Source organism: Bradyrhizobium elkanii WSM2783 (assembly GCF_000472865.1).
In the GTDB taxonomy this organism is placed as follows: Bacteria; Pseudomonadota; Alphaproteobacteria; order Rhizobiales; family Xanthobacteraceae; genus Bradyrhizobium; species Bradyrhizobium elkanii_A.
The window spans coordinates 47,914-69,613 of sequence record NZ_AXAP01000013.1 but is presented as its reverse complement, the minus strand read 5'-3'; the positions used below and the strand labels follow the sequence as shown (position 1 = coordinate 69,613).

The following is a 21,700-nucleotide window of genomic DNA, read 5'->3' as shown; positions in this document are numbered from 1 at the left end:
GTCTTTACCCTTCCACTATCTCCGACGGCGGGAAACCTCTCCCCACCGAGAGGCAGCTATCTGGAAGGGTAGATCATGACTGCAGCGAAGCCCGCTTCGCGGCCGAACGCGCCGCATTTCTCCTCCGGCCCCTGCGCCAAGCGCCCCGGCTGGACTCCCCAAAATCTCAAGGACGCCGCGCTCGGCCGCTCGCATCGCGCGAAGATCGGCAAGGCCAAGCTCAAGCAAGCTATTGAGCTGACGCGCGAAGTGCTGGAGGTGCCGGCCGACTACAAGATCGGCATCGTGCCAGCCTCCGACACCGGCGCTGTCGAGATGGCGCTGTGGTCGCTGCTCGGTGCGCGGCCCGTCACGACGCTGGCCTGGGAATCCTTCGGCGAGGGCTGGGTCAGCGACATCGTCAAGGAATTGAAGCTGAAGGACGTCACCAAGCTGAATGCCGGCTATGGCGAGATCCCGGATCTCTCCAAGGTCGATCCGGCAACCGACGTCGTCTTCACCTGGAACGGCACCACCTCTGGTGTCCGCGTGCCGAACGCCGACTGGATCAGCGCGACCCGCGAAGGCCTCACCATCTGCGACGCGACCTCGGCGGCATTCGCGCAGCCGCTCGACTGGCCGAAGCTCGACGTCATCACCTTCTCCTGGCAGAAGGCGCTGGGCGGCGAGGCCGCGCATGGCATGCTGATCCTCTCGCCGCGCGCGGTGGAGCGGCTCGAGACCTACAAGCCGGCCTGGCCGCTGCCGAAGATCTTCCGCATGACCAAGGGCGGCAAGCTCAACCAGGGCATCTTCGAAGGCGAGACCATCAACACGCCGTCGATGCTCTGCGTCGAGGACTATCTCGATGCGCTCGACTGGGCGAAATCGATCGGCGGCCTGAAGGCGCTGATCGCCCGCGCCGACGCCAGCACCAAGGTGCTCGCCGACTGGAAGGCGCGGACGCCGTGGATCGATTTCCTGGCCAAGGATCCCGCGATCCGTTCCAACACCTCGGTGTGCCTGAAGATCACCGATCCCGCGATCACCTCGCTCGCGCCGGACCTGCAGGCCGACTTCTGCAAGAAGCTGGTTGCCCTGGTCGAGAAGGAGAATGCCGGCTTCGACTTCGCGCATTACCGCGATGCGCCCGCCGGCCTGCGTATCTGGTGCGGCGCCACCGTGGAAGCCAAGGACGTCGAGCTGCTCACGCAGTGGATCGACTGGGCCTTCGCTGAGACCAAGGCCTCGCTGCCGAAGGCCGCGTAAGTAACGTCACCTCATCATCGTCATGGCCGGGCTTGACCCGGCCATCCATCACGAAAAGAAGATGGACTCGCGAGGCAGGTTCGCGGGTGACGCCATCAGTGCATCGTCCATCGAGGGAACTACTCCCATGAGCAAACCCAAAGTTCTCATTTCCGACGCCCTGTCGCCCGCGGCCGTGCAGATCTTCAAGGATCGCGGCGTCGAGGTCGACTTCCAGCCCAATCTCGGCAAGGACAAGGAAAAGCTCGCCGAGATCATCGGCAACTATGACGGCCTCGCGATCCGCTCGGCGACCAAGGCGACCGCCAAGATCATCGAGAAGGCCACCAGGCTGAAGGTGATCGGCCGCGCCGGCATCGGCGTTGACAACGTCGAGATCCCGGCGGCGACGGCGAAGGGCATCATCGTGATGAACACGCCGTTCGGCAATTCGATCACGACCGCCGAGCACGCGATCACGCTGATGCTGGCGCTCGCTCGCGAGATCCCGCAGGCCGATGCCTCGACGCAGGCCGGCAAGTGGGAGAAGAACCGCTTCATGGGCGTCGAGATCACCAACAAGACGCTCGGCGTGGTCGGCTGCGGCAATATCGGCTCGATCGTCTGCGACCGCGCGCTCGGCCTGCGCATGAAGGTGATCGCCTTCGATCCGTTCCTGTCGCCGGAGCGCGCCAAGGATATCGGGGTCGAGAAGGTCGAGCTCGACGATCTCTTCAAGCGCGCCGATTTCATCACCCTGCACACGCCGCTCACCGACAAGACCCGTAACATCATCGATGCCGCGGCGCTTGCGAAGATGAAGCAGGGCGTCCGCATCGTCAATTGCGCCCGCGGCGGCCTCGTCGACGAGCAGGCGCTGGTCGACGCGCTCAACTCCAAGCATGTCGCGGGCGCCGCCTTCGACGTGTTCTCCGAGGAGCCGGCGACCTCGAACATCCTGTTCGGCCATCCCAACGTGATCTGCACCCCGCATCTCGGCGCCTCCACCACGGAAGCGCAGGAGAATGTCGCGCTGCAGGTCGCCGAGCAGATGTCGGATTATCTGCTCACCGGTGCGATCTCCAACGCCATCAACTTCCCCTCGATCACGGCCGAGGAGGCGCCCAAGCTGAAGCCGTTCATCGAGCTCGCCGAGAAGCTCGGCTCGTTCGCCGGCCAGCTCACCGAGAGCGGCATCGTCAAGACCCAGATCACCTATGAGGGCCATGTTGCCGAGATGAAGATCAAGGCGCTGACCTCGGCGGTGCTGTCGGGCCTGCTGCGGCCGATGCTGGGCGACGTCAACGTCGTCTCCGCGCCTGTCGTTGCCAAGGAGCGCGGCATGGTGGTCGACGAGGTGACGCGCGCCGCGCAGAGCGACTATGAGAGCCTGATCACCGTGACCGTGACGACGGAGCGGCAGGAACGCTCGGTGTCCGGCACCGTCTATCACGACGGCAAGCCGCGGCTGGTCGACATCAAGGGCATCCGGGTCGACGCCGAGTTCGGCAAATCGATGATCTATGTGACCAACGAGGACAAGCCGGGCTTCATCGGCAAGTTCGCAAGTCTGCTCGGCGACGCCAAGATCAACATCGCGACCTTCCATCTCGGCCGCGTCGCGCAAGGCGGCGACGCGATCGCGCTGGTCGAGGTCGACGGCTCGGTGCCGGCGGACGTGCTCGCCAAGGTGCAGGCGCTGCCGCAGGTCAAGCAGGTCAAGGCGCTCGTATTCTAGCTACCATCTTTCGTCATGGCCGGGCTTGTCCCNGCCATCCACGCTTGTCCGCGTTCGCCGAAAGACGTGGATGCCCGGGACAAGCCCGGGCATGACGGCGCGCGGACACGGACTCGCACACACCACATATTCCGACCTGCGGAACAACAACGCCGCCTCCGGCATCGGAGGCGGCGTTTGTCGTTTGGCACCCGACAAAATCCGTGTACGAATGGGCCAAGACCGGTCATATCAGGCCGTCCGAACAAGGGAGAAAACACAATGCGTGAAGCCGTTATCGTTTCCTATGCACGCACGGGCCTGGCGAAGTCCGCCCGCGGCGGGTTCAACATCACTCCGCCGATGTCGCTGGCGGCGCACGCTATCAAGCATGCCGTCGAGCGCGCCGGTGTCGACAAGGAGTATGTCGAGGACTGCTATCTCGGCAATTGCGCGCACGGCGCGCCCAATATCGGCCGTCAGGCCGCACTGCTCGCCGGCCTGCCGAAGTCGACCGCGGGTGTCTCGGTGAACCGCTTCTGCTCCTCGGGGCTGCAGACCATCGCGATGGCCGCCAACTCGATCCGTTCCGACGGCGCCGAATGCATCGTTGCCGGCGGCGTCGAGAGCATCTCGATTCCCGGCGGCGGCACGCCGAAGGAATCGGTCGATCCGGAGCTGCTCAAGACCGCGCCCGACATCTTCATAGCGATGATCGACACCGCCGACATCGTCGCCGAGCGCTACAAGCTGAGCCGCGAATACCAGGACGAGTTCTCGCTGGAGTCGCAGCGCCGCATGGCGGCCGCACAGCAGGCGAACAAGTTCAAGGACGAGATCGTCCCGATGAAGACCAAGATGAAGGTGGTCGACAAGGTGACGAAGGAAGAGAGCATCAAGGACTATGTCGTCGACCGCGACGAGTGCAACCGTCCCGACACCACGATCGAGGGTCTGGCGAAGCTCGAGCCGGTGAAGGGTCCGGGCAAGTTCATCACTGCCGGCAATGCCAGCCAGCTCTCCGACGGCGCCGCCGCCGTGGTGCTGATGGAAGCCAAGGACGCCGAGAAGCGCGGCCTGGAGCCGCTGGGCCGCTTCGTCGCCTGGGCGACCGCCGGCTGCGAGCCGGATGAGATGGGCATCGGCCCGGTGTTCGCGGTGCCGAAGCTGCTCAAGCGCCACGGCCTGAAGATCGACGACATCGATCTCTGGGAGCTCAACGAGGCCTTCGCCAGCCAGTGCCTGTATTGCCGCGATCAGCTCGGCATCGATCCTGAGAAGTACAACGTCAACGGCGGCTCGATCGCGATCGGCCACCCCTTCGGCATGACCGGCGCGCGCCTCACCGGCCACCTCCTGCAGGAAGGCCGCCGCCGCAAGGCCAAGTGGGGCGTCGTCACCATGTGCATCGGCGGCGGTCAGGGCGGCGCCGGCCTGTTCGAGATCTATAGCTGAGCCTTGCTCGGCTGAACGCCACATGAACGGAAAACACGGCGCGTTTCCGCGCCGTGTTTTTTGTTTCGGGCCACGCCTCACGCAAACCGCAATCGAACCGGTTTCTTTCTCGCTGCGTCTCACCACCGATGGGGGTGTGACATCAGCCACTGTCCGGCAGTGCCGACAGGCTGAAGTCTGCGCGCTATGCAGGAAAGGAATCCAATGCGTTTGATTGCCAATTGTCTTGTCACCACCAGTCTGGTGCTGGTCACCGCGCTTGCCGCTTTGCCGGCGCGCGCGGCTGACGTCGATGCATCTTCGACGGTGGATGCGGTGACCGTCTATCCCGATGGTGCGAGCGTCACCCGCGTCATCACGCTCGATCTGCCGTCCGGCGACAGCACGCTGGTCGCCAGGGATTTTCCGCTGTCGCTCGATCCATCCTCGCTGCGCGTTGAAGGCGACGCCGACGGCAAGCTGACGATCGGCTCGATCGACACGCGCCAGCCGCGCGCGGCGCCGCCGGTCAACCTGCCCGAGCTCGACAAGCGGATCGAGGCGCTGAACGACGAGCACGCCAATCTGCAAGGCGCGATCGACGCCGCCAAGGCCCGCCGCCAGTTCGCCGAGCGTTTTGCCGAAGCCGCTCCGGTCGGCATCGGCGAGAAGGGCGAGGCGCGGCCGCTGTCCGAATGGCGCGCCGCTTTTGCCGCCGTTTCCGAAGAGATCGCGATCGCCGATACCGCGACCCGCGAAGCCGAGCGCAAGCAGCGCGATATCGACCGCGAGATCGCGCGGCTGGAATCCGACCGCGCCGCCAAGCCGCCAGGCAAGCTCGAGGTCCGTATCGACCTCGCCGCCGCGACTGCTGCGAAAGCCACCCTGCGCGTCACCTATTCGGTGCGCAATGCGCGCTGGGCGCCGATCTACGACGCGCGTCTCGATACCGGCGCGAAAGATCGAAAGCCCTCGCTGGAGCTGGTGCGCCGCGCCGAGATCACGCAGTCGACCGGCGAGGACTGGTCGAACGTCGCGCTCGGCGTCTCCACCGTGCGCATTGCCCGTGGCGACAGCGCGCCCGAATTGAATTCGCTGCTCGTGCAGTATCCGCAGCCTCCGCGCCCGGTGCCGCTGTCAAGCGCCGTGCCGGAGCTGGCGCGGCCGGCGACCGCACTGCGCTCGGCGCCAGCCGCGAAGGCCGCCGAGGCGTTCGATGCGCGCGAGCGCGCCGACGAGCAGCAGGCCGTGGCCGAGATCGGCGACTTCCAGGCCACCTTCAAAATCCCCGGCCGCGTCAGCCTCGGTGCCAGCGAGGGAGCCAAGAGCCTGCGCATCGGAAGCCACGTGATCGCGCCCGAGCTGACGATCCGCGCCGTGCCGGTGCTCGATCCGACGGCGTTCCTGGAGGCGAGCTTCAAGCAGGCCGAGGACGCGCCGCTGTTGCCGGGCCGCGTCGCGATCTATCGTGATGGCGTCTTCGTCGGGCGCGGCAAGATCGCGTCCGCCGGCAAGGACGAAACGGTGCGGCTCGGCTTCGGCGCCGACGACAAGGTCAAGGTCGAGCGCTCGGTGGTCAAGCGCAACGAGGGCTCGGCGGGTCTGATCGTGACGACATCGAAGACCGACGAACGCGCGTTCAAGACCAGCATCCGCAACGGCCATGATTTCCCGATCCGCGTCGCGATCGAGGATCAGCTTCCGGTCAGCGAGAGCGAGGAGATCGTGGTGGAGATGCTGCCGCAGACCACGGCGCCGACCGCGACCAATCTGCGCGACAGACGTGGCGTGCTGCAATGGACGTTCGATGCGAAACCAAGCGAGCTGAAGGAGATCAACTTCGCCTGGCGCATCCGCTGGCCCAAGGACAAGGGCGTCGTGATGACGCCGGCGGGGTAGGTGGTTCTTACCTCGCCCCGCTCTTGCGGGGAGAGGTCGGATTGCGAAGCAATCCGGGTGAGGGGCTTTCTCCGCGAATACATCTGCCACCGTAATCGTGGAGAGAGCCCCTCACCCCAACCCTCTCCCCGTGAAGAACGGGGAGAGGGAGTCACTCACTTCGCCTTCAGGAACTCACCCACTTCCAGCAGAACGAACTCGTTGTCGTCGGCCTTGTTGGGATCGCGGCTCGAGGAGAACGGCAGGTTGTTGTCGTTGCCGACGATGATGTGGGTGTCGTCGACCTTGTCGACGTTCTCGATGGTGAAGAACGGGAAGGTCAGCACGCCGTCATTGAGCGGCTTCTTCGCCTTCTTGTCGGGATCGCGGATCTTCATCAGGTCGATATAGGCGACCTTGCGCACGGGCTTGCCGACATTGGCATCCGAGAGCTCGACCTTGTAGACGCGCTTGAACTTGGCGAGATCGGGGAAGCAGTTCTCGCCGCGCTGTCCTTGCGGGCACGCCTTGTCCGCGGTGCCTTCGCCATTGTCGCGCTCGATGATCAGACCATTGGTGGCGTCGATCATGTTGAAGTCGCCGATGGCATTGCCGTTCTGCTCGAACACATATTGCCAGTAGCGCCCGGTGAATTTCTCGTTCGCGACGTCGAACTCGAGGATGCGTGAGGCTTCCTTGCCGTCGACCTTCTCCCAATCCTTCTTCTCGGCATCCCACAGCGGGCCCTCGAGCAGGCCGTACAGGAACTTGCCGTCCTTCGAGGAGGCAAAGCCTTCGTAACCCTTAGAGCGGCGCAGGTTGACGGTGGTGTAGCTGGCGCCCGGCGCGCCCGGCGACTGCACCGACCAGTGATCGGGCGAGCGCACCGGCTTGCCATCGGCGACGCTGTCGAACACGGCCAGCACCTTGCCGGTCTTGTCGGCCTTGATCACGTAGGGTCCGAACTCTTCGCCGATCCAGAACGTGTCGCCGATGATCTGGAAGCCTTCGGTGTCGAAATCGGCGCCGGTGAGATAGCGCTTGGCGGTATCCTCATGCACGATGCGGAACGGCACCTTCTTGTCGGGGTCGTGCAGGAAGACGGTTTCCTGCCGCTCGACCTTGCCGCTCGCCCAGTCGATCTTGTGCCGGTTCAGGTACAGCATCGAATCGGCCGAGTTGTAGCGCGAGCCCATGCCATTGTCGGTAAGCACCCAGAAAGTGCCGTCCGCCATCACCTTGATGCCGGAATGGCCCTGCAGCGGCTGACCCTTGAACGGCAGCGAGACGCCGGTCGGCCGCTCGTAGGACTTGCCCATCACGGTGCCGGTGGCGTCGACGCGGCGGCCGGTGGTGTATTTGCCCGAGGTCTTGAGATCGTTCGGTGCATCGGCCGGCGCGTCGATGAAGCTTTCCGCCGGAAGCACGGCGTGGCCCTTGAGGGTCGCCGGATATTCGCCTTCGCCTTGCGCGAAGGCGGCTCCCGAGAGCAGCACGATGGTCGCGACGGAGCAAAGCAGTGATTTGCGCATGTTGATCTCCCCTGAAGATGAACGTGGCGGAGTTCTGGGAGGCGCGTGTTACAAGCGGCTGACAATTTCGTGACGGCTAGAGCATATTCGGTTCTGATGGAATCAGAACCGAAGCTCTAGATTCTTGTCTTGACGCGTTTTCTTCACGCGAACCGGTGTCCACTTCGCTCGAAAACGCTCTAACGATTGCCGCTGGATATGCCTGCGGCGTTACGTCACCGGTCGCATCGTCTGCGGCAGCAGGAAGGGAATGCCGCCGTCGGTATGGTCGATCGTGGCGTCGACCTCGAAGATGGTGCGGATCGTCTCCGCGGTCATCGCCTCACTACGGCCGCCGTCGACCGCGAGCCGGCCGCGATGCAGGAGAACGAGGCGGTCGGCAAAGCGCATCGCGAGGTTGAGGTCGTGCAGGATCGCGATCACAGCGGTGCCGTTCTGCGCGCGGCGGCGCGCGGTCTCGACCAGGTCGATCTGGTGCCTGAGGTCGAGGCTCGAAGTCGGCTCGTCCAGCAGCAACAGGCCCGGACCGTTCTGCGTTTCGCCGCAGGCGAGCTGCACCAGCACGCGGGCGAAATGCGCGCGCTGCTGCTCGCCGCCCGACAGCGTCGGCAATTGGCGATGGCGGAAGCCGCTCAGCCCGACCTCATCCAGTGCGGACTCGACCAGCGGCGCGGCCGTCGCGCGCGAATTGTCGCCCGCGCCCATGTAGACGATTTCCTCCACCGTGAACGGGAAGGTGACGTTGACATGCTGCGACAGCATGGCGCGATGCCGCGCCAATTCGCGCGGCGGATAGGCGCGGAGCGTGCGCTGCTTCAATTCGACCGTGCCGCGCGTCGGCGTGATGTCGCCGGACAGCATGCGCAGCAGCGTCGACTTGCCGGCGCCGTTCGGCCCGACGATCGCGATCATCTCGCCCGGATTGACACGCAGATCGACGGCATCGACCAGCGTGGCGCCACTGACCACGACCGAGACCGAGCTTGCCTGCAGCATCGGAATCATAGCGAAACCAGGCTGCGCTGCCGCAACAGGATGGCGAGGAAGAACGGCGCGCCGACCGCCGCCGTCAGGATGCCGATCGGCATTTCCGCCGGCGACACGATGGTGCGGGCCATCGTGTCGGCGCCGACCAGCAGCACGGCGCCCAGCAGCACGGAAGCCGGCAGCAGCAGCCGGTGCGCCGGTCCGATCGCAAGCCGGAGCAGATGCGGCACCACGATGCCGACAAAGCCGACGACGCCGCACACGGAGACCGCGACCCCGGTCATGGCTGAAACCAGGATGATGGAAATCCGTTTCAATCGCTCGACGTCGACGCCGCTGTGAAAAGCCTCGGCCTCGCCGAGCACGAGCACATCGAGCCCGCGCGCGATCGACAGGCACGCGAGCAGCGCAACAGTGAGCACCGGCGCCAGTGTCGCGATCTTGCCCCAGGTCGCGCCGCTCATCGAGCCCAGCATCCAGAAGGTGATGTCGCGGAGTTGGCGGTCGTCGGCGACGAAGACCAGAAGCCCGATGCCCGCATTGGCGATCGCGGCGATCGCAATTCCCGCCAGCAGGAAGATCGCAATCGACGTCCGACCGGCGCGGCTTGCGATGCTGTACAGGAGGATGGTCGTCACCAGCGAGCCGACGAACGCCGACAGCGGCAGCAATTGGTGCTGCATGAAGCGGACGCTCTCGCCGATATGGCTGTCTGTGAAGACGATCGCGGCGGCTGCAGCAAAGGCGCCGCCGCTGGAGACGCCGACAAGCGCGGGATCGGCGAGGGGATTGCGGAACAACCCCTGCATGATTGCGCCGGACGCCGCCAAGAGGCCGCCAACCATCGCGGCGGCGACGATCCGCGGAATCCGGATCGACCACAGCACGAGCTGGTCGCGCGCAACCAGCGGATTGGCCGCTCCGTCGCCCCACAGGCCGAGCGCGGCGGGAAGGCGGGCGAGGGGGATTCCGGCCGCACCCAGGGTCACCGCAATGAGCGCAGTGCCGACAAGCGCGGCGCAAAGGCAAAGCAGCGTCAGCGTTGCTGGCGGCCGCGAGCGCTTGGTACGAGGATCGGCAGTATTGCCACGCGCGTCCGCCAAGGCGCTCATTGCCGGCAATTCGCCGTGAGCGCCGCGGGCACGAACTTCTCCGCCTGCGGCACCAGCGCCGGATAGAGTTTCGTCGAAAGGTCGCGCGCTGCAGCCGCCGTGCGCGGTCCGAAGCCAAGCAGATAGAGCCCTTCCATCGAGATGAAGCTCTTGTTCGCTGCGACCGGCGTCAGCGCGAAGGCCTGATGCGCATAGATCGCCTCGGCCTCCAGCGAATCCTTGCCGCGCTGGATCGACAGCACGACGTCGGGCTTGGCGGCGACGATCGCCTCGTCGCTGATGATCTTGTAGCCGTCATAGCCTTCGACCGCATTGACGCCGCCGGCGAGCTGGATGATCTCGTTCGCCGCCGTCTTGTTGCCCGCCGCCATGGCGCGGCCGTTGAGCAGCGACATCACGAACATCACCCGCACCGGCTTCGTGACCTTGGCGCGCAGCTCCCGCAATTGCGCGAGATCATGCGCGACGGCGGTGGTCAGGCATTCGGCGCGCGGATCGGCATCCATGGCGTGGCCGACCAGCTTGATCTTGTCGAGCAATCCCTGCTCGGAGAACGTCTCGGGCACCAGCACCAGCGGCACCTTGGCCGCTTCCAGCACGTCCATGGTTTCCTTCGGCCCAGAGCCCTGCACCGCCAGCACCAGCGACGGGTTGAGCCCGAGCACGCCCTCGGGCGAGAGCTGGCGCATATAGCCGACATTGGGTTTGTCGCGCAGCGCGGCGGCCGGATAGAGGCTGGTCGCATCGACGCCGGCGACGCGGTCCTCGAAGCCGAGCGCATAAAGGATTTCGGTGATCGCCCCGCCGATCGAGACGATTCGCGAGGGGTTGTCGACGATGACGTCGCGGTCGCGCGCATCATGCACGGTGGTGTTTGCGGCCAGTGCCGCCTCAACGGGCAAGAGGCTGGCGATCAGCAGGATTGCGAGCGTGCGACAAATTGCCATCGAGGGATCACTTGGTCAGGATCAGCTTGTTCTGCGAGGTCAGACGCAACCGGTAAATCTCGTTGCCATGCGCGATCATGATCTCCCGTTCGGTCTGAAACAGCTCGCGGCTGTCGATCCGGTTGCCGGTCATCGAGAGGTTTCTCACGGCAGGTGAGGCATTTGCTGCGCGCCCCCCGGCGCCTTCGGTATTGTCTCCGGAAGTTGCCGCCATATCCTCTTTGCTGCGCCCCGAACGTTCTCTGGATGGCTGTTTGTACAGGTCGCCCGCGCCGCAATCCAATCGCTGCAGTTTACAATCGATATAAACTGCGCCGTGCCGTTGTTGACCACTTTGTTACCGCGACGTAACGAATGTGAACGTAGCGCGGGCGTGTGACCCGCACTGTGTATTTTGGTAGCCAGCAAGCCGCTCGCATCATTTCGCGAGCGCACGCCAGCCAGACCCAAAAAGCAGACCTTTGGATTGGGGCAATATGGCTGACGGGGCTAGGATTTCGCGCGCCTTTATTTTGGGCGCATCAGTGGTTTCAATCGGGTTGTTGCTTTCGGAGTCCGGGTTCGCCCAGACTGCGGACGCGCAGCCGGCCGGTCGCGCGTCGGAGCGCGCCAAGCAGGCCAAGCGCAAGCCGGCGAAGCCGAAAGTCGAACAGCAGGCGGCGGCGCCCGTAATGAATGCGCGCGCGCAGATCGGTGCCGTGACGGTGCAATCGCTCGACACCATCACCGTTGCCGCATCGAAGATCGAGGAGCGCGCAATCGACGCGCTAGCGCCCGTCAGCGTCGTTACGCTTGAGCAGATCCAGGGCCGCCAGCCCAGCACGATCGGCGATCTCCTCTATAATCTGCCCGGCGTCTGGGTGCAGGACCGCGGCGACGAGCCGTCGACGTCGATCAACATCCGCGGCCTGCAGGACTTCGGTCGCGTTGCGGTGGTGGTCGATGGCGCCCGGCAGAACTACCAGCGCACCGGCCACTTCGCGAACGGCTCCTTCTTCCTCAATCCGGAATTGATCAGCAGCATCGACATCGTGCGCGGCCCGACGGCGAACATCTACGGATCCGGCGCGATCGGCGGCGTGGCCTCGTTCCGCACCAAGGACATCGAGGATGTGGTGCGCCCCGGCGAGCGCTGGGGCGTCGACTACAAGAATGTGTTCGGCAGCAATGAGGGGCGCTGGCTCACCTCGGTTTTCGGCGGCGTTCGTGTCAATCCCAATGTCGACGTGTTCGCCGGCGGCACCTACAGCACGCAGGAGAACTACAAGGACGGCACCGGGTTCGAAGTCGCCAATACCGGCAACCGGCTCTCCAGCGGCATCGCCAAGCTGACGGTGCGCCCGGCCGACGGACACGAGGTCAAGCTCGGCACCATCTTCCAGGAAGACATCTACAGCGTCGGTCAGCCGCCGCGTCGCGCAGGCGATCCGAACTCGAGCAACGCGAACGGAACCAACAACCTCTCCGGTACCTCGATCTACGCCAGCAACGTGAAGAACTACACGACGACGCTCGGCTGGACCTATTCGCAGCCCGATGACCGGTTGTTCGACTGGGATGCGAAGGTCTATTGGAATCGCACCGAGAACGACCAGATCAAGACCGCGCATACCAGCACTACACCGTCGGCCTTCTGCGGCGGCGTGCCCGGCAACGCCGTCTCCGGCTGTATCGGCAGCAATCGCGGCTATCTCCTCGATACGTACGGCGTCGACATCCACAACACCTCACGTTTCGATTTGTTGGATTGGCACAATGCCATCACCTACGGCCTCGATGCATTCCAGGACGAGGTGAGCACGAACGACAGGAGCGGCACGTCCGAGGTGACGACGCCAGGCGGCCGTCGCACGGTGTCCGGCGGCTTCGTGCAGTGGAAGGCCAATTACCAGAACCTGGTCGAAACCATCTCGGCGCTGCGTTACGACAATTACCAGTTGGAATCGGGGACGACGTCCTCCAGCGGCGACCGCCTGTCGCCGAAGATCACGGTCGGACTGATGCCCGCCGCGATGCTGACGCCCTATGTCAGCTATGCCGAAGGTTACCGCGCGCCGTCGATCACCGAGACGCTCGTCAACGGCCCGCATTCCGGCGCCACCATCAACGACTCGTTCTTCCGTTGTCCGTCGGGCACGCCGGGGCCCGGCGCCGACTCGACATTCTGCTTCGTCCCCAACCCGAACCTGAAGCCCGAGATCGGCAAGAACAAGGAAATCGGCTTCAACCTGAAGAAGAACGACCTGTTCGTGCCTGGCGACAGCATCCGCGGCAAGTTCAACTTCTTCCGCAATGATATCGAGAACTACATCGATCTGGTGTCGTACGGACCTCCGCTCGTGGTTCCGACCGGTCCGCCGCCCGCACCGCGCATCACCGTATTGCCCTTCGTGCAGTACCAGAACATCGCCGAGGCCCGAATCGAGGGTTTCGAAGCCGAGACGATGTATGATGCCAGAACCTGGTTCGTCGGCATTGCCGGGAGCTACATGCAGGGCAAGAACCTCCAGACCGGCCTCGGACTCTACAGCATCCCGCCGCAGAAGATCACCACGACGGCCGGCGTGCGCCTGCTCGACAACACGCTGGTGATCTCCGCGATGTGGACGTCGGCGCTGGCCAACAACAATATCCCGCCGACCTTCACGCCGGCGACGTCCTACGATCTCGTGAACCTCTACGTGGCCTACACGCCGACGCGGGATCTGGTGCTCAACTTCTCGGTCGAGAACCTCCTGGATCAATACTACCGTCCCTACGCCATTCCGGTCGGCTCCACCGGCGACGCCCAGAACGACGTCAAATGGGCCAGCGCGGGGCCGGGGATCGTCTTCAAGGGCGGCCTCAGATATCACTTTGGAGGGACCTGATCGAGGAACCCGGAGCTCTTTCATCCGTGTCGTGGCCGCGCTAACGCTCCAGCGCGGCCTGGCGCGTTCTTGTTTTCAACCAACTTAACCGGCAGGCTGCGCAAGCGGCGCAGCGCCGAAAACCCGACAAGCGGCCAACGCCGCGAACGTAGGAAGGAGAATTCGACAATGTTTATCGCCATGAACCGGTTTCAGGTGAAGAAGGGCTCGGAGCAGGCGTTCGAGACCGTCTGGGCCACCCGGGAGTCCTATCTCGGCAACCTGCCGGGCTTCGTCGAATTCCATCTGCTCAAGGGGCCGGAGGCCGAGGACCACACGCTCTATTCGTCGCACACCACCTGGGTCGACAAGGCGGCGTTCGAGGCCTGGACGCGCTCGGAAGAATTCCGCCGCGCGCATGCCCGTGCCGATAACAAGACCGGTGAGAGCCTTTATCTCGGTCATCCCAAGTTCGAAGGCTTTGAGGTGATCCAGAGCGAACGCAAGGCGAGCGCCGCGCCGTAAGGAGACCGTTATGTCGAGTACGGAGCTCGCCGATCTCAGGGCCTACATGGCCGACAATCCCGGCGCCGTGATCGAGGACGTCGCGCGCGAGCGAAAGATTTCGCCGCGCGCGGTGATCGAGGCGTTGCCGGGCGAGATGGCGCGGATTGGTGCGGGCGGCGAATTCGCCGCCGCCATGCAGGACATCGCCGGTTGGGGCGAGGTGACGCTGATCGTCCACACCGACGATGCGATTTTCGAGTTCACTGGCGCGATACCAGCGGGCGAGATCGGCCGCGGCTATTTCAACCTGATGCAGCCGAAGGGCCTGCACGGCCATCTCCGCCACGAGCGTTGCGCGGCGATCGCCTTTGTCGAGCGCCCCTTCATGGGCAAGTCGTCAGCCTTCATCGCCTTCATCAATGTCGACGGCGGCATCATGTTCAAGGTGTTCGTCGGTCGCGACGAGACCCGCGCGCTGCGCGGCGACCAGCTCCAGCGCTTCCGTGCACTCGCGGACCGGATCGCGCCGGGAGATGCGGCCTGAGGAAGCAAGGTCGGGAGGCGATCATGCAAGCATGGTTCGATGGATTTTGCCGGCGCCCGATCGTCATGGCGCTGATCGCTTCCAACGCAATGCTGTGGCCGGCCGCCTGCTTCGCCGCCGACGACAACGCGCTATTGCCGCGCAACCTCTCGCCTTGGGGCATGTTCCAGAGCGCCGACATCGTGGTGAAGGCGGTCATGATCGGTCTCGCTTTCGCCTCGCTAGCGACGTGGACGATCTGGCTGGCAAAGACCATCGAGATCCGGCGCAAAACGGCGCTCGCGAAACAGCGCCTGCGGCTGCTCGAGAAGGATACGGTGCTGGCCGAGGCGGAGCAGGCGAGCCGCGGCGACGACGACGCGGTGGCGCAGATCATCCAGTCCGCGGCGCGCGAGGCGAGCCTCTCCGGCGGCGTGTTCGATGACGGCTTCAAGGAGCGCACCGCGCTCAGGTTGGAGCGGGTGGAGGCTGCGATGGCGCGGCAGATCGCGCGCGGCACCGGTGTGCTCGCGACCATCGGCGCCACTGCGCCCTTTGTCGGCCTGTTCGGCACGGTGTGGGGCATCATGAATTCCTTCATCGGCATCTCCGAGGCGCACACGACCAATCTCGCGGTGGTCGCGCCCGGCATTGCCGAAGCGTTGCTTGCGACCGCGCTGGGGCTGGTCGCGGCGATCCCTGCGGTTGTGATCTACAATCACCTGATACGGTCGATCGCGGCACATCGCGCGCTGCTTGGAGACGCCTGCGCGATGGTGCTGCTCCTGGTCAGCCGCGAGGGCGATCGCGGCCTGTTTCGCCTCGCCCGCGCCGCGGAGTGAATGATGGGCGTCAGGCTCGGGGCGGGCAGTGCAGGGGGCGGACGGTTTCGCGCCGAGGACGATCTCGTCGAGGCGCATGAGATCAACGTCACTCCCTTCATCGATGTCATGCTGGTGCTGCTCATCATCTTCATGGTTGCGGCACCGCTCGCCACGGTCGATCTCGGCGTCGATCTGCCCGCGAGCACCGCCGAGCCGCAGCCGCGTCCCGACAAGCCGGTGTTTGTCACGGTGAAGCCCGACCTCTCGGTCGCTGTCGGCGAGGACATCGTCGCGCGTGACGCGCTTGCCACGACGCTGGACGGCGCCACCAAGGGCCGCAAGGACGAGCGCATCTTCGTGCGCGCCGACAAGGCGGTGAGCTATGGCGAATTGATGGAGGTGATGAACCTGCTGCGCAACGCGGGCTATCTCAAGATCGCGCTGGTCGGCCTCGACGGCCGAAGCTGATCGCCATGAACGCGTTTGCGCTGCATGACGTCACCGATCAGGCCGCGTTGCGGCGCTGGGGCATCTCGGCGCTCGTGATCCTCGCCACGCATGCAGCGCTAATCGCAGCCGGCATGAAATGGTATCGCGAGCAGCCGCTGCCCGGTGTCACCCTGCCTGCGATCATGGTCGACATGGCGCCGACAACGTCGGCGCCGCAATCGACGCCGTTGGATCTCGCGCCGGGCCCCGAGATGCGGGCCGCTGACGCTTCGCCGCCCGAGCCGGTGCCGCAGCAGGCGGTGGAAGAGCTGATCCCGCCGACCCCGCCGCAGGAGAAGCCCGAGGTCGTGGCGCCACCGGAGCAGAAGGTGCAGCCGGCACCACCAGCGCCCGAACCGGCAAAGCCCATTCCCGACCGCAAGCCCACGCCGGCCAAGCCGAAGGTGGTTCGCCCCGACGCCAAGAAGCCGACGGAGGCACCGCCGGCGCCGCGCACCACCGCGTCACCACGCGCCGAGCGCCAGGGACCGACCATGTCCGCCGTCAGCAGCGGCGCATCTGCTGCCGCGGTCGCCTCCTACAATCAGATGGTCCGCGCCCATCTCTTGCGCTTCAAGCAATATCCGCCGGGCGCCAAGTCCGCCGGACAGCAGGGCATCGCCAGCGTGGTTTTCACGCTCAGTCGCGGCGGACAGGTGACGTCGAGCCGGCTCGGCCGTTCCTCGGGCAATCCCGCGCTGGATGCGGAGGTGGTGGCCATGGTTCGCCGCGCCCAGCCATTTCCGCCGTTTCCATCAGACATGAAGCACGCAGCGATGGGCTTCAACGTCCCGATCTCGTTCTCGCTGCGGTAGCCGTATTCCCACCTCCCCTTGAAAAGGGTGGGGATCCGGTCTCACCACGCGCACCTGCGCCCGTGGCTTGACCCCCATCCCAGCCTTCCCCCTTTCAGGGGGAAGGAGCTTGAGCCACGCGCTCGCCGCGGCCTCTACTCCTTCACCGCGCCCGTCAGCGAGGATACGTAATAGTCCACGAACAGCGAGTAGAAGATCGCAACCGGCAACGAGCCGAGCAGCGAGCCTGCCATTAGCGCGCCCCATTGATAGACGTCGCCGGAGACGAGCTCGGTCAGGATCGCGACCGGCACAGTCTTGTTGGCGCTGCTCTGGATGAAGGCGAGCGCGTAGATGAACTCATTCCATGACAGCGTGAAGGAGAAGATGCCGGCCGAGATCAGGCCGGGCACGGCGAGCGGCAGTGTGATCCGCCGCAGGATCTGCAACCTTGTCGCGCCGTCGACCAGCGCGCATTCCTCGAGCTCATAGGGGATCGACTTGAAATAGCCGATCAGGAGCCAGGTGCAGAATGGCACCAGGAAGGTCGGATAGACCAGGATCAGCGCCAAGGGGCTGTCGAACAGGCCGAACTGCACCACGACAGTTGCGAGCGGAATGAACAGGATCGATGGCGGCACCAGATAGGCGAGGTAGATGCCGAGGCCCACATAGGGACTGCCGCGGAAGCGCAGCCGCTCGATCGCGTAAGCTGCAAGCGTGCTCGCGAGCAGCGACAGGAAGGTGGAGCCGATTGCCACCAGCATCGTCGTCTTCAGCCAGCGCGGATAGGCGGTGTTGAACAGGAGGTGCTGGATATGCGCCAAAGTCGGCGAGGAGATCCAGAACGGGTTGTGCTCCTTGTAGTTCAGCAGCTCCGCGTTCGGTTTGAACGCGGTCACCGCCATCCAGTAGAACGGGAACAGCAGGATGATGACGAAGCAGGCCAGCGGCAGATAGATCATCATCATCCGCCGCGCGCGGGAGTCCCACGCCATGGTATCGGGAGCGGCGCTGGCGACGTTGGTTGGTTGCGCGACCGCGTCAGTCATCGCTCTCTCCCTGCTGCCATTTGCGCCGGGCGAGGCCGAAATAGCTGAACAGCGTCGCGAACACCAGGAACGGCACCATCGATACTGCGATCGCCGCGCCCTCGCCAAGCTCGCCGCCGGCAATGCCGCGCTGGAACGCTAGCGTCGCGAGCAGGTGCGTCGAGTTCACCGGCCCGCCGCGGGTGATGGCATAGACGAGCTGGAAATCGGTGAAGGTGAAGATGATCGAGAACGTCATCACGATGGCGAGGATCGGCATCATCATCGGGAAGGTGATGTAGCGGAAGCGCTGCCAAGATGAGGCGCCGTCCAGCATCGCCGCCTCGTACAGTGACGGCGAGATGGTCTGCAGGCCCGCCAGCAGCGAAATCGCCACGAACGGGATGCCGCGCCAGATATTGGCCGCGATCAGCGAGAACCGCGCCGGCCAGGCCGAGCCGAGGAAGTCGATATTGGTCGAGCGCCAGTGCAGCACGTCGACCAGGAGATATGAGATGATCGAGAACTGCGGATCATAGATCCACCAGAACGCCAGCGCCGACAGCACGGTCGGCACGATCCATGGCAGCAGCACGATGGCGCGCAGGATGCTCTTGAACGGGAAGTGGTTGTTGAGCAGCAGCGCCAGCCAGAAGCCGAGCGCGAATTTCCCGAAGGTCGCGACCGCGGTGTAGAACACGCTGTAGAACACCGCGCCCCACCACAGGGGATCGCTGAGGAGGTACTGGAAATTCTCCAATCCGACATAGATGCCGCGCCGCCCGATCGTGGTGTCGGTGAAGGCGAGCCAGACGCCGAGCCCAAGCGGATAGGTGAGGAACACGGCGAGCAGCCCGATCGCCGGCGCGAGGCAGACGACGATCAGGAACGGCTTGTAGTCGAGCAGGCGCGCGAACCAGTTCGGCTGGCGGAGCGCCAGGTCTCGGGGAGAGAGTGCGGTCACGGACATGAATGCGTGTCCTGTGCTGATCAAAGCCCTACGCCGTCATTGCGAGCGGAGCGAAGCAATCCATCTCACCGCTTGTGGAGACATGGATTGCTTCGTCGCGTTGCTCCTCGCAATGACGGTGTTTGTCGATTTAGCGCCGGAAATAGCGCTTGCAGCGCCGCTCGGCTTCGGCGGCGGCAGCCTCCGGCGTTGCGGCATCGGTGGCGACAGACGCACACATCTGCACCAGCACATAGTCGGCATTGACGGCGCCGGTCGCGGTCGAGATCGGGCCCTTGTAGCCGGCGTAGTATTGGCTTTTCATGGTGTCCTTGAAGATCTTGACCTTGGGATCGCCGGACCACACGGCAGCATCCGCGTAGGCCGCGAGCGGCTGCGACCAGTACCCGCTGTTGGCGTTGAGCCACTGCTCGTACTGCTCCTTCTCCAGCATGAACTGCAGGAAGGCTTTCGCCGCGTTCGGATAGGGGCTGTGCTTGAACACCATCGCGTTCAGCGTCAGCCCCGACATCGGCGTAGAGCTCGCCAGGCCCTTGGGCAGGAACTGATGCTCGGTGTCCTCGGCGATCGCAGCGGTCGCCGGATCGTTCTTCAGCGCGAAATAGAGCGAGACGCCGTTGGCCGTCAGCGCGATTTCCTGCGAGGAGTAGGCGCGGTTGTTGGAGACGTCATTCCAGGACGGCGTGCCGGCGATGAAGGTCGGATACAGCTCCTTCAGATATTTCAGCGCGGCCACCGTCTCCTTGCTGTTGATGGTGACCTTGCCCTCTTCATCGAGCAGGGATGCATTGTGCGACCACAGGATCCAGTTGGCAAAGCCGTTGCCGTCGCCGACGGCGTTGCCGAGTGCGTAGCCTGCGGGCTTGCCGGCCTTCTGCAGCTTGCGGCAGACGTCCAGCACGCCCGCATGATCCTCCGGTATCTTGTCGTAGCCGATCGATTGCAGCACCGACTTGCGGTACACCAGCGGGCCGCCGCTGGCGCCGAACGGCAATCCGATCCAGGCGTTGCCCTTGGCGCGCTTGCCGTATTTCTGGGCCAGCGTCTGCCAGCCGCCATAGCGCTTGCCGAGATATTCGGCGACATCGGTGAGTTCGATCAGCTTGTCGGCGTAGATATGCGGCGCGTCCGAGAAGCCGATGATGATGTCGGGACCAGCGCCAGAGTTCGAGGTCACCGCGGTCTGCTGGTTGATGTCCTCCCAGCCGACGAAATCGACCTTGACCTCGACGCCCATCTTCTCGGTGAATTTGGCCGCGTTGGCGCGGAACACGTCCTCGTCAGCCTTGACGAAGCGGACCGGGCGCAGCATCCGCAGGCTTGCGCCCTTCTCGATCGGTAGCGACGGTGCCGCCACGTCGGCCGCCTTGACCAGCGATTCCGTTGATTGTGCCGAAGCGCCGGTTGCCGCCAGCGCCGCGGCCGAGAGGCCAAGCGCCAACGCGTCACGACGGGTGAGGTCGCTCCCCATAGTCTCCTCCCTGTTTTATCGTTCCCGGCGTTACTCGCCGGTGAACGTGAGCTTCAGCCCTCATGGGGCCGAAGCGATCGCCTAATATTGTTTGAGCATGATCTTTTCGAAAAACCGCTTCACACTTTTCCGGATCATGCTCTAGAGACTTTTGCCCCGCACAATTTCCGTTTCGCGGGAAACGTGCGTTCCCCGCCGGCTAGCTGTTCGGGCCGCGATCCATGCTGACAGGCTGCCAGCGCCGGAGCGAGGTGTTCTGCAGCACCGACGGATTGACGCAGCTTACCGGCCACAGCCCGGAAAGCACCAGTGACAATTCGTAGCCCACGCGCCGCTTGCGCGCTTCATCGAAACGTGCAGATGCGGAGGCGACATGGGCGGTCAGCGTGACCTTGTCCATGCGGAGCAGGGGATTGTTGTGCGACGGCGGCTCCTTCTCCAGCACGTCGAGCGCAGCATGCGCGATCCAGCCTTCCTGCAGCGCCTTGATCAGCCCTTCCTCGTCCACCGTGGCGCCGCGTCCGGTGTTGATGAAGATCGCGCTCTTCTTCATCTGCCGGAAATGCTTCTCGGTGAGCATGTGATGCACCTCGGGCCGCGCCGGCGCGTGCATCGAGACGAAGTCGGATTGCGACAGCACCTCCGACAGCGTCGCCGGCAGCACGTTGTGTTCCGACATCAGCGTTTCCTGGATGAACGGATCGTAGGCGATCATCCGCAGGCCGAAAGGCGCGGCGCGCTTCGCCACCGCGCGTGCAACGCGTCCGAACGAGATGAAGCCGAGCGTCTGTCCCATCAGGCGCGGAATTTTCAGGAGCGCCGGGCGTCCTTCGGTCCAGCGTCCTTCGCGCACAAGCTTGTCCTGCTCAACCAGGCGGCGGAAGCCGGCAAGCAAGAGCATCATGGCGTGATCGGCGACTTCCTCGATGAAGGTGTCGGGAATGTTGGTGACGGGGATGCCGCGGGCGGTTGCCGCCTTGACGTCGACGCTGTCGACGCCGACGCTGCCGAGCGTGATCACCTTGCAGTTCTCGAGCGCATCGATGACCGCCTTGGTGATCGGCATGCCCTTGGCGTAGATCGCGTCGGCGGTCTTTGCGGCTGCGATGAATTCCGCCTCGTTGGCGGGAGCCTCGATGATCTCGGCGCCGATCGGATCGAGCGCTTCCTTCTCATAGTCGTAGCCGCCGCCGGCCACCGTGAAGCTTGCGCCCTTCGGCGTCACCACCCTGAACTTCGACATCTCCTGCTCCCGATTTTCTTCTTTGGTTGTTGGTCGTTCTGCCGTCATCCGGCCGCGACAAGTCGTCGCTGCCGCGCCCTCGCGGGCCGAAGCGCTCCGCGCCGTTCCAGGTCGCCTTGAGCGCGGCGTTCCCGGGCTTTTACGGGGAAGCTTCGTAACCTGACG

At 64.6% G+C, this 21,700-nt stretch carries 19 protein-coding genes; 10 read left to right on the top strand and 9 right to left on the bottom strand.

All coding sequences use genetic code 11. The features are described from left to right. The first annotated feature begins 75 nt into the window (after nucleotides 1-75). The 4 genes from YY7_RS0114265 (at nucleotide 76) to YY7_RS0114245 (ending at nucleotide 6,277) form a co-directional block, all read left to right on the top strand. Nucleotides 76-1,248 (top strand): phosphoserine transaminase, encoded by a 1,173-nt coding sequence (locus YY7_RS0114265; protein ID WP_028163850.1) that lies wholly within the window; start codon nucleotides 76-78, stop codon nucleotides 1,246-1,248. A gap of 127 nt (nucleotides 1,249-1,375) precedes the next feature. Then, a complete protein-coding gene (gene serA, locus YY7_RS0114260; RefSeq protein ID WP_028163849.1) occupies nucleotides 1,376-2,965 on the top strand; it encodes a phosphoglycerate dehydrogenase in 1,590 nt (529 codons plus the stop codon). A 261-nt stretch (nucleotides 2,966-3,226) separates the two neighbouring features. Then, nucleotides 3,227-4,399, top strand: a complete 1,173-nt coding sequence (locus YY7_RS0114250) for a thiolase family protein (protein WP_028163848.1) — start codon at nucleotides 3,227-3,229, stop codon at nucleotides 4,397-4,399. 204 nt (nucleotides 4,400-4,603) lie between these two features. Beyond that, nucleotides 4,604-6,277 (top strand): mucoidy inhibitor MuiA family protein, encoded by a 1,674-nt coding sequence (locus YY7_RS0114245; RefSeq protein WP_028163847.1) that lies wholly within the window; start codon nucleotides 4,604-4,606, stop codon nucleotides 6,275-6,277. 155 nt (nucleotides 6,278-6,432) lie between these two features. Here YY7_RS0114245 and YY7_RS0114240 read toward each other — a convergent pair whose 3' ends face one another. The 5 genes from YY7_RS0114240 to YY7_RS63080 all read right to left on the bottom strand — a co-directional run bounded on the left by YY7_RS0114240 (nucleotide 6,433) and on the right by YY7_RS63080 (nucleotide 11,048). After that, nucleotides 6,433-7,788: an esterase-like activity of phytase family protein gene (locus YY7_RS0114240; RefSeq protein ID WP_028163846.1), complete on the bottom strand. Its 1,356-nt coding sequence runs from the start codon at nucleotides 7,786-7,788 to the stop codon at nucleotides 6,433-6,435. A 210-nt stretch (nucleotides 7,789-7,998) separates the two neighbouring features. Beyond that, a complete protein-coding gene (locus YY7_RS0114235) occupies nucleotides 7,999-8,793 on the bottom strand; it encodes a heme ABC transporter ATP-binding protein (protein ID WP_028163845.1) in 795 nt (264 codons plus the stop codon). Continuing rightward, nucleotides 8,790-9,887, bottom strand: coding sequence for a FecCD family ABC transporter permease (locus tag YY7_RS0114230; protein WP_028163844.1), 1,098 nt, complete (start codon nucleotides 9,885-9,887; stop codon nucleotides 8,790-8,792). Before YY7_RS0114230 ends, YY7_RS0114235 begins: the two co-directional genes overlap by 4 nt. Beyond that, nucleotides 9,884-10,834: a heme/hemin ABC transporter substrate-binding protein gene (locus tag YY7_RS0114225; protein WP_028163843.1), complete on the bottom strand. Its 951-nt coding sequence runs from the start codon at nucleotides 10,832-10,834 to the stop codon at nucleotides 9,884-9,886. The genes YY7_RS0114230 and YY7_RS0114225 overlap by 4 nt, the downstream gene beginning before the upstream one ends. A gap of 7 nt (nucleotides 10,835-10,841) precedes the next feature. Further along, nucleotides 10,842-11,048: a hemin uptake protein HemP gene (locus YY7_RS63080; RefSeq protein WP_028163842.1), complete on the bottom strand. Its 207-nt coding sequence runs from the start codon at nucleotides 11,046-11,048 to the stop codon at nucleotides 10,842-10,844. A 262-nt stretch (nucleotides 11,049-11,310) separates the two neighbouring features. Between YY7_RS63080 and YY7_RS0114215 the strand changes: the two genes are divergently transcribed. The 6 genes from YY7_RS0114215 (at nucleotide 11,311) to YY7_RS0114190 (ending at nucleotide 16,841) form a co-directional block, all read left to right on the top strand. Beyond that, the gene (locus YY7_RS0114215; RefSeq protein ID WP_028163841.1) at nucleotides 11,311-13,704 is read left to right on the top strand and encodes a TonB-dependent hemoglobin/transferrin/lactoferrin family receptor; all 2,394 of its coding nucleotides are present in this window, start codon (nucleotides 11,311-11,313) and stop codon (nucleotides 13,702-13,704) included. 168 nt (nucleotides 13,705-13,872) lie between these two features. Next, nucleotides 13,873-14,208 (top strand): antibiotic biosynthesis monooxygenase family protein, encoded by a 336-nt coding sequence (locus YY7_RS0114210; RefSeq protein ID WP_028163840.1) that lies wholly within the window; start codon nucleotides 13,873-13,875, stop codon nucleotides 14,206-14,208. A gap of 10 nt (nucleotides 14,209-14,218) precedes the next feature. Then, nucleotides 14,219-14,734 carry a heme utilization cystosolic carrier protein HutX gene (gene hutX / locus YY7_RS0114205; RefSeq protein ID WP_028163839.1) on the top strand — a complete coding sequence of 172 codons (516 nt, stop codon included), beginning with the start codon at nucleotides 14,219-14,221 and terminating at the stop codon, nucleotides 14,732-14,734. Between the two features lie 65 nt (nucleotides 14,735-14,799). Continuing rightward, the gene (exbB, locus tag YY7_RS0114200) at nucleotides 14,800-15,555 is read left to right on the top strand and encodes a tonB-system energizer ExbB (protein WP_035690087.1); all 756 of its coding nucleotides are present in this window, start codon (nucleotides 14,800-14,802) and stop codon (nucleotides 15,553-15,555) included. 3 nt (nucleotides 15,556-15,558) lie between these two features. Continuing rightward, complete coding sequence (gene exbD, locus YY7_RS0114195) at nucleotides 15,559-16,005, top strand: TonB system transport protein ExbD (protein WP_028163837.1); 447 nt, start codon at nucleotides 15,559-15,561, stop codon at nucleotides 16,003-16,005. Then, nucleotides 16,005-16,841 carry a TonB family protein gene (locus YY7_RS0114190; protein WP_028163836.1) on the top strand — a complete coding sequence of 279 codons (837 nt, stop codon included), beginning with the start codon at nucleotides 16,005-16,007 and terminating at the stop codon, nucleotides 16,839-16,841. The genes exbD and YY7_RS0114190 overlap by 1 nt, the downstream gene beginning before the upstream one ends. Nucleotides 16,842-16,975: 134 nt before the next feature. Here the strand turns inward: YY7_RS0114190 and YY7_RS0114185 are convergent, their stop codons facing one another. From YY7_RS0114185 to YY7_RS0114170, 4 genes are all read right to left on the bottom strand, one after another. Beyond that, the gene (locus YY7_RS0114185) at nucleotides 16,976-17,872 is read right to left on the bottom strand and encodes a carbohydrate ABC transporter permease (protein WP_027581077.1); all 897 of its coding nucleotides are present in this window, start codon (nucleotides 17,870-17,872) and stop codon (nucleotides 16,976-16,978) included. Further along, entirely contained in the window at nucleotides 17,865-18,821 is a 957-nt protein-coding gene (locus YY7_RS0114180; RefSeq protein ID WP_028163835.1) for a carbohydrate ABC transporter permease, read from the bottom strand. Before YY7_RS0114180 ends, YY7_RS0114185 begins: the two co-directional genes overlap by 8 nt. 130 nt (nucleotides 18,822-18,951) lie before the next feature. Further along, on the bottom strand, nucleotides 18,952-20,292 hold the full coding sequence (locus tag YY7_RS0114175; RefSeq protein ID WP_028163834.1) for an ABC transporter substrate-binding protein: 1,341 nt from the start codon (nucleotides 20,290-20,292) through the stop codon (nucleotides 18,952-18,954). A 199-nt stretch (nucleotides 20,293-20,491) separates the two neighbouring features. After that, nucleotides 20,492-21,535, bottom strand: coding sequence for a C-terminal binding protein (locus YY7_RS0114170; RefSeq protein WP_028163833.1), 1,044 nt, complete (start codon nucleotides 21,533-21,535; stop codon nucleotides 20,492-20,494). Nucleotides 21,536-21,700 lie beyond the last annotated feature (165 nt).

What these genes read in the sequence shown, in the direction of transcription:
- YY7_RS0114170 (WP_028163833.1), bottom strand. Translation starts at nt 21,535, where the DNA reads ATGTCGAAGTTCAGGGTGGTGACGCCGAAGGGCGCAAGCTTCACGGTG.
- YY7_RS0114180 (WP_028163835.1), bottom strand. Translation starts at nt 18,821, where the DNA reads ATGTCCGTGACCGCACTCTCTCCCCGAGACCTGGCGCTCCGCCAGCCG.
- YY7_RS63080 (WP_028163842.1), bottom strand. Translation starts at nt 11,048, where the DNA reads ATGGCGGCAACTTCCGGAGACAATACCGAAGGCGCCGGGGGGCGCGCA.
- YY7_RS0114240 (WP_028163846.1), bottom strand. Translation starts at nt 7,788, where the DNA reads ATGCGCAAATCACTGCTTTGCTCCGTCGCGACCATCGTGCTGCTCTCG.
- YY7_RS0114265 (WP_028163850.1), top strand. Translation starts at nt 76, where the DNA reads ATGACTGCAGCGAAGCCCGCTTCGCGGCCGAACGCGCCGCATTTCTCC.
- YY7_RS0114175 (WP_028163834.1), bottom strand. Translation starts at nt 20,292, where the DNA reads ATGGGGAGCGACCTCACCCGTCGTGACGCGTTGGCGCTTGGCCTCTCG.
- YY7_RS0114230 (WP_028163844.1), bottom strand. Translation starts at nt 9,887, where the DNA reads ATGAGCGCCTTGGCGGACGCGCGTGGCAATACTGCCGATCCTCGTACC.
- YY7_RS0114245 (WP_028163847.1), top strand. Translation starts at nt 4,604, where the DNA reads ATGCGTTTGATTGCCAATTGTCTTGTCACCACCAGTCTGGTGCTGGTC.
- hutX (WP_028163839.1), top strand. Translation starts at nt 14,219, where the DNA reads ATGTCGAGTACGGAGCTCGCCGATCTCAGGGCCTACATGGCCGACAAT.
- exbB (WP_035690087.1), top strand. Translation starts at nt 14,800, where the DNA reads ATGGCGCTGATCGCTTCCAACGCAATGCTGTGGCCGGCCGCCTGCTTC.
- serA (WP_028163849.1), top strand. Translation starts at nt 1,376, where the DNA reads ATGAGCAAACCCAAAGTTCTCATTTCCGACGCCCTGTCGCCCGCGGCC.
- YY7_RS0114250 (WP_028163848.1), top strand. Translation starts at nt 3,227, where the DNA reads ATGCGTGAAGCCGTTATCGTTTCCTATGCACGCACGGGCCTGGCGAAG.
- YY7_RS0114185 (WP_027581077.1), bottom strand. Translation starts at nt 17,872, where the DNA reads ATGACTGACGCGGTCGCGCAACCAACCAACGTCGCCAGCGCCGCTCCC.
- YY7_RS0114235 (WP_028163845.1), bottom strand. Translation starts at nt 8,793, where the DNA reads ATGATTCCGATGCTGCAGGCAAGCTCGGTCTCGGTCGTGGTCAGTGGC.
- YY7_RS0114225 (WP_028163843.1), bottom strand. Translation starts at nt 10,834, where the DNA reads ATGGCAATTTGTCGCACGCTCGCAATCCTGCTGATCGCCAGCCTCTTG.
- YY7_RS0114215 (WP_028163841.1), top strand. Translation starts at nt 11,311, where the DNA reads ATGGCTGACGGGGCTAGGATTTCGCGCGCCTTTATTTTGGGCGCATCA.
- exbD (WP_028163837.1), top strand. Translation starts at nt 15,559, where the DNA reads ATGGGCGTCAGGCTCGGGGCGGGCAGTGCAGGGGGCGGACGGTTTCGC.
- YY7_RS0114210 (WP_028163840.1), top strand. Translation starts at nt 13,873, where the DNA reads ATGTTTATCGCCATGAACCGGTTTCAGGTGAAGAAGGGCTCGGAGCAG.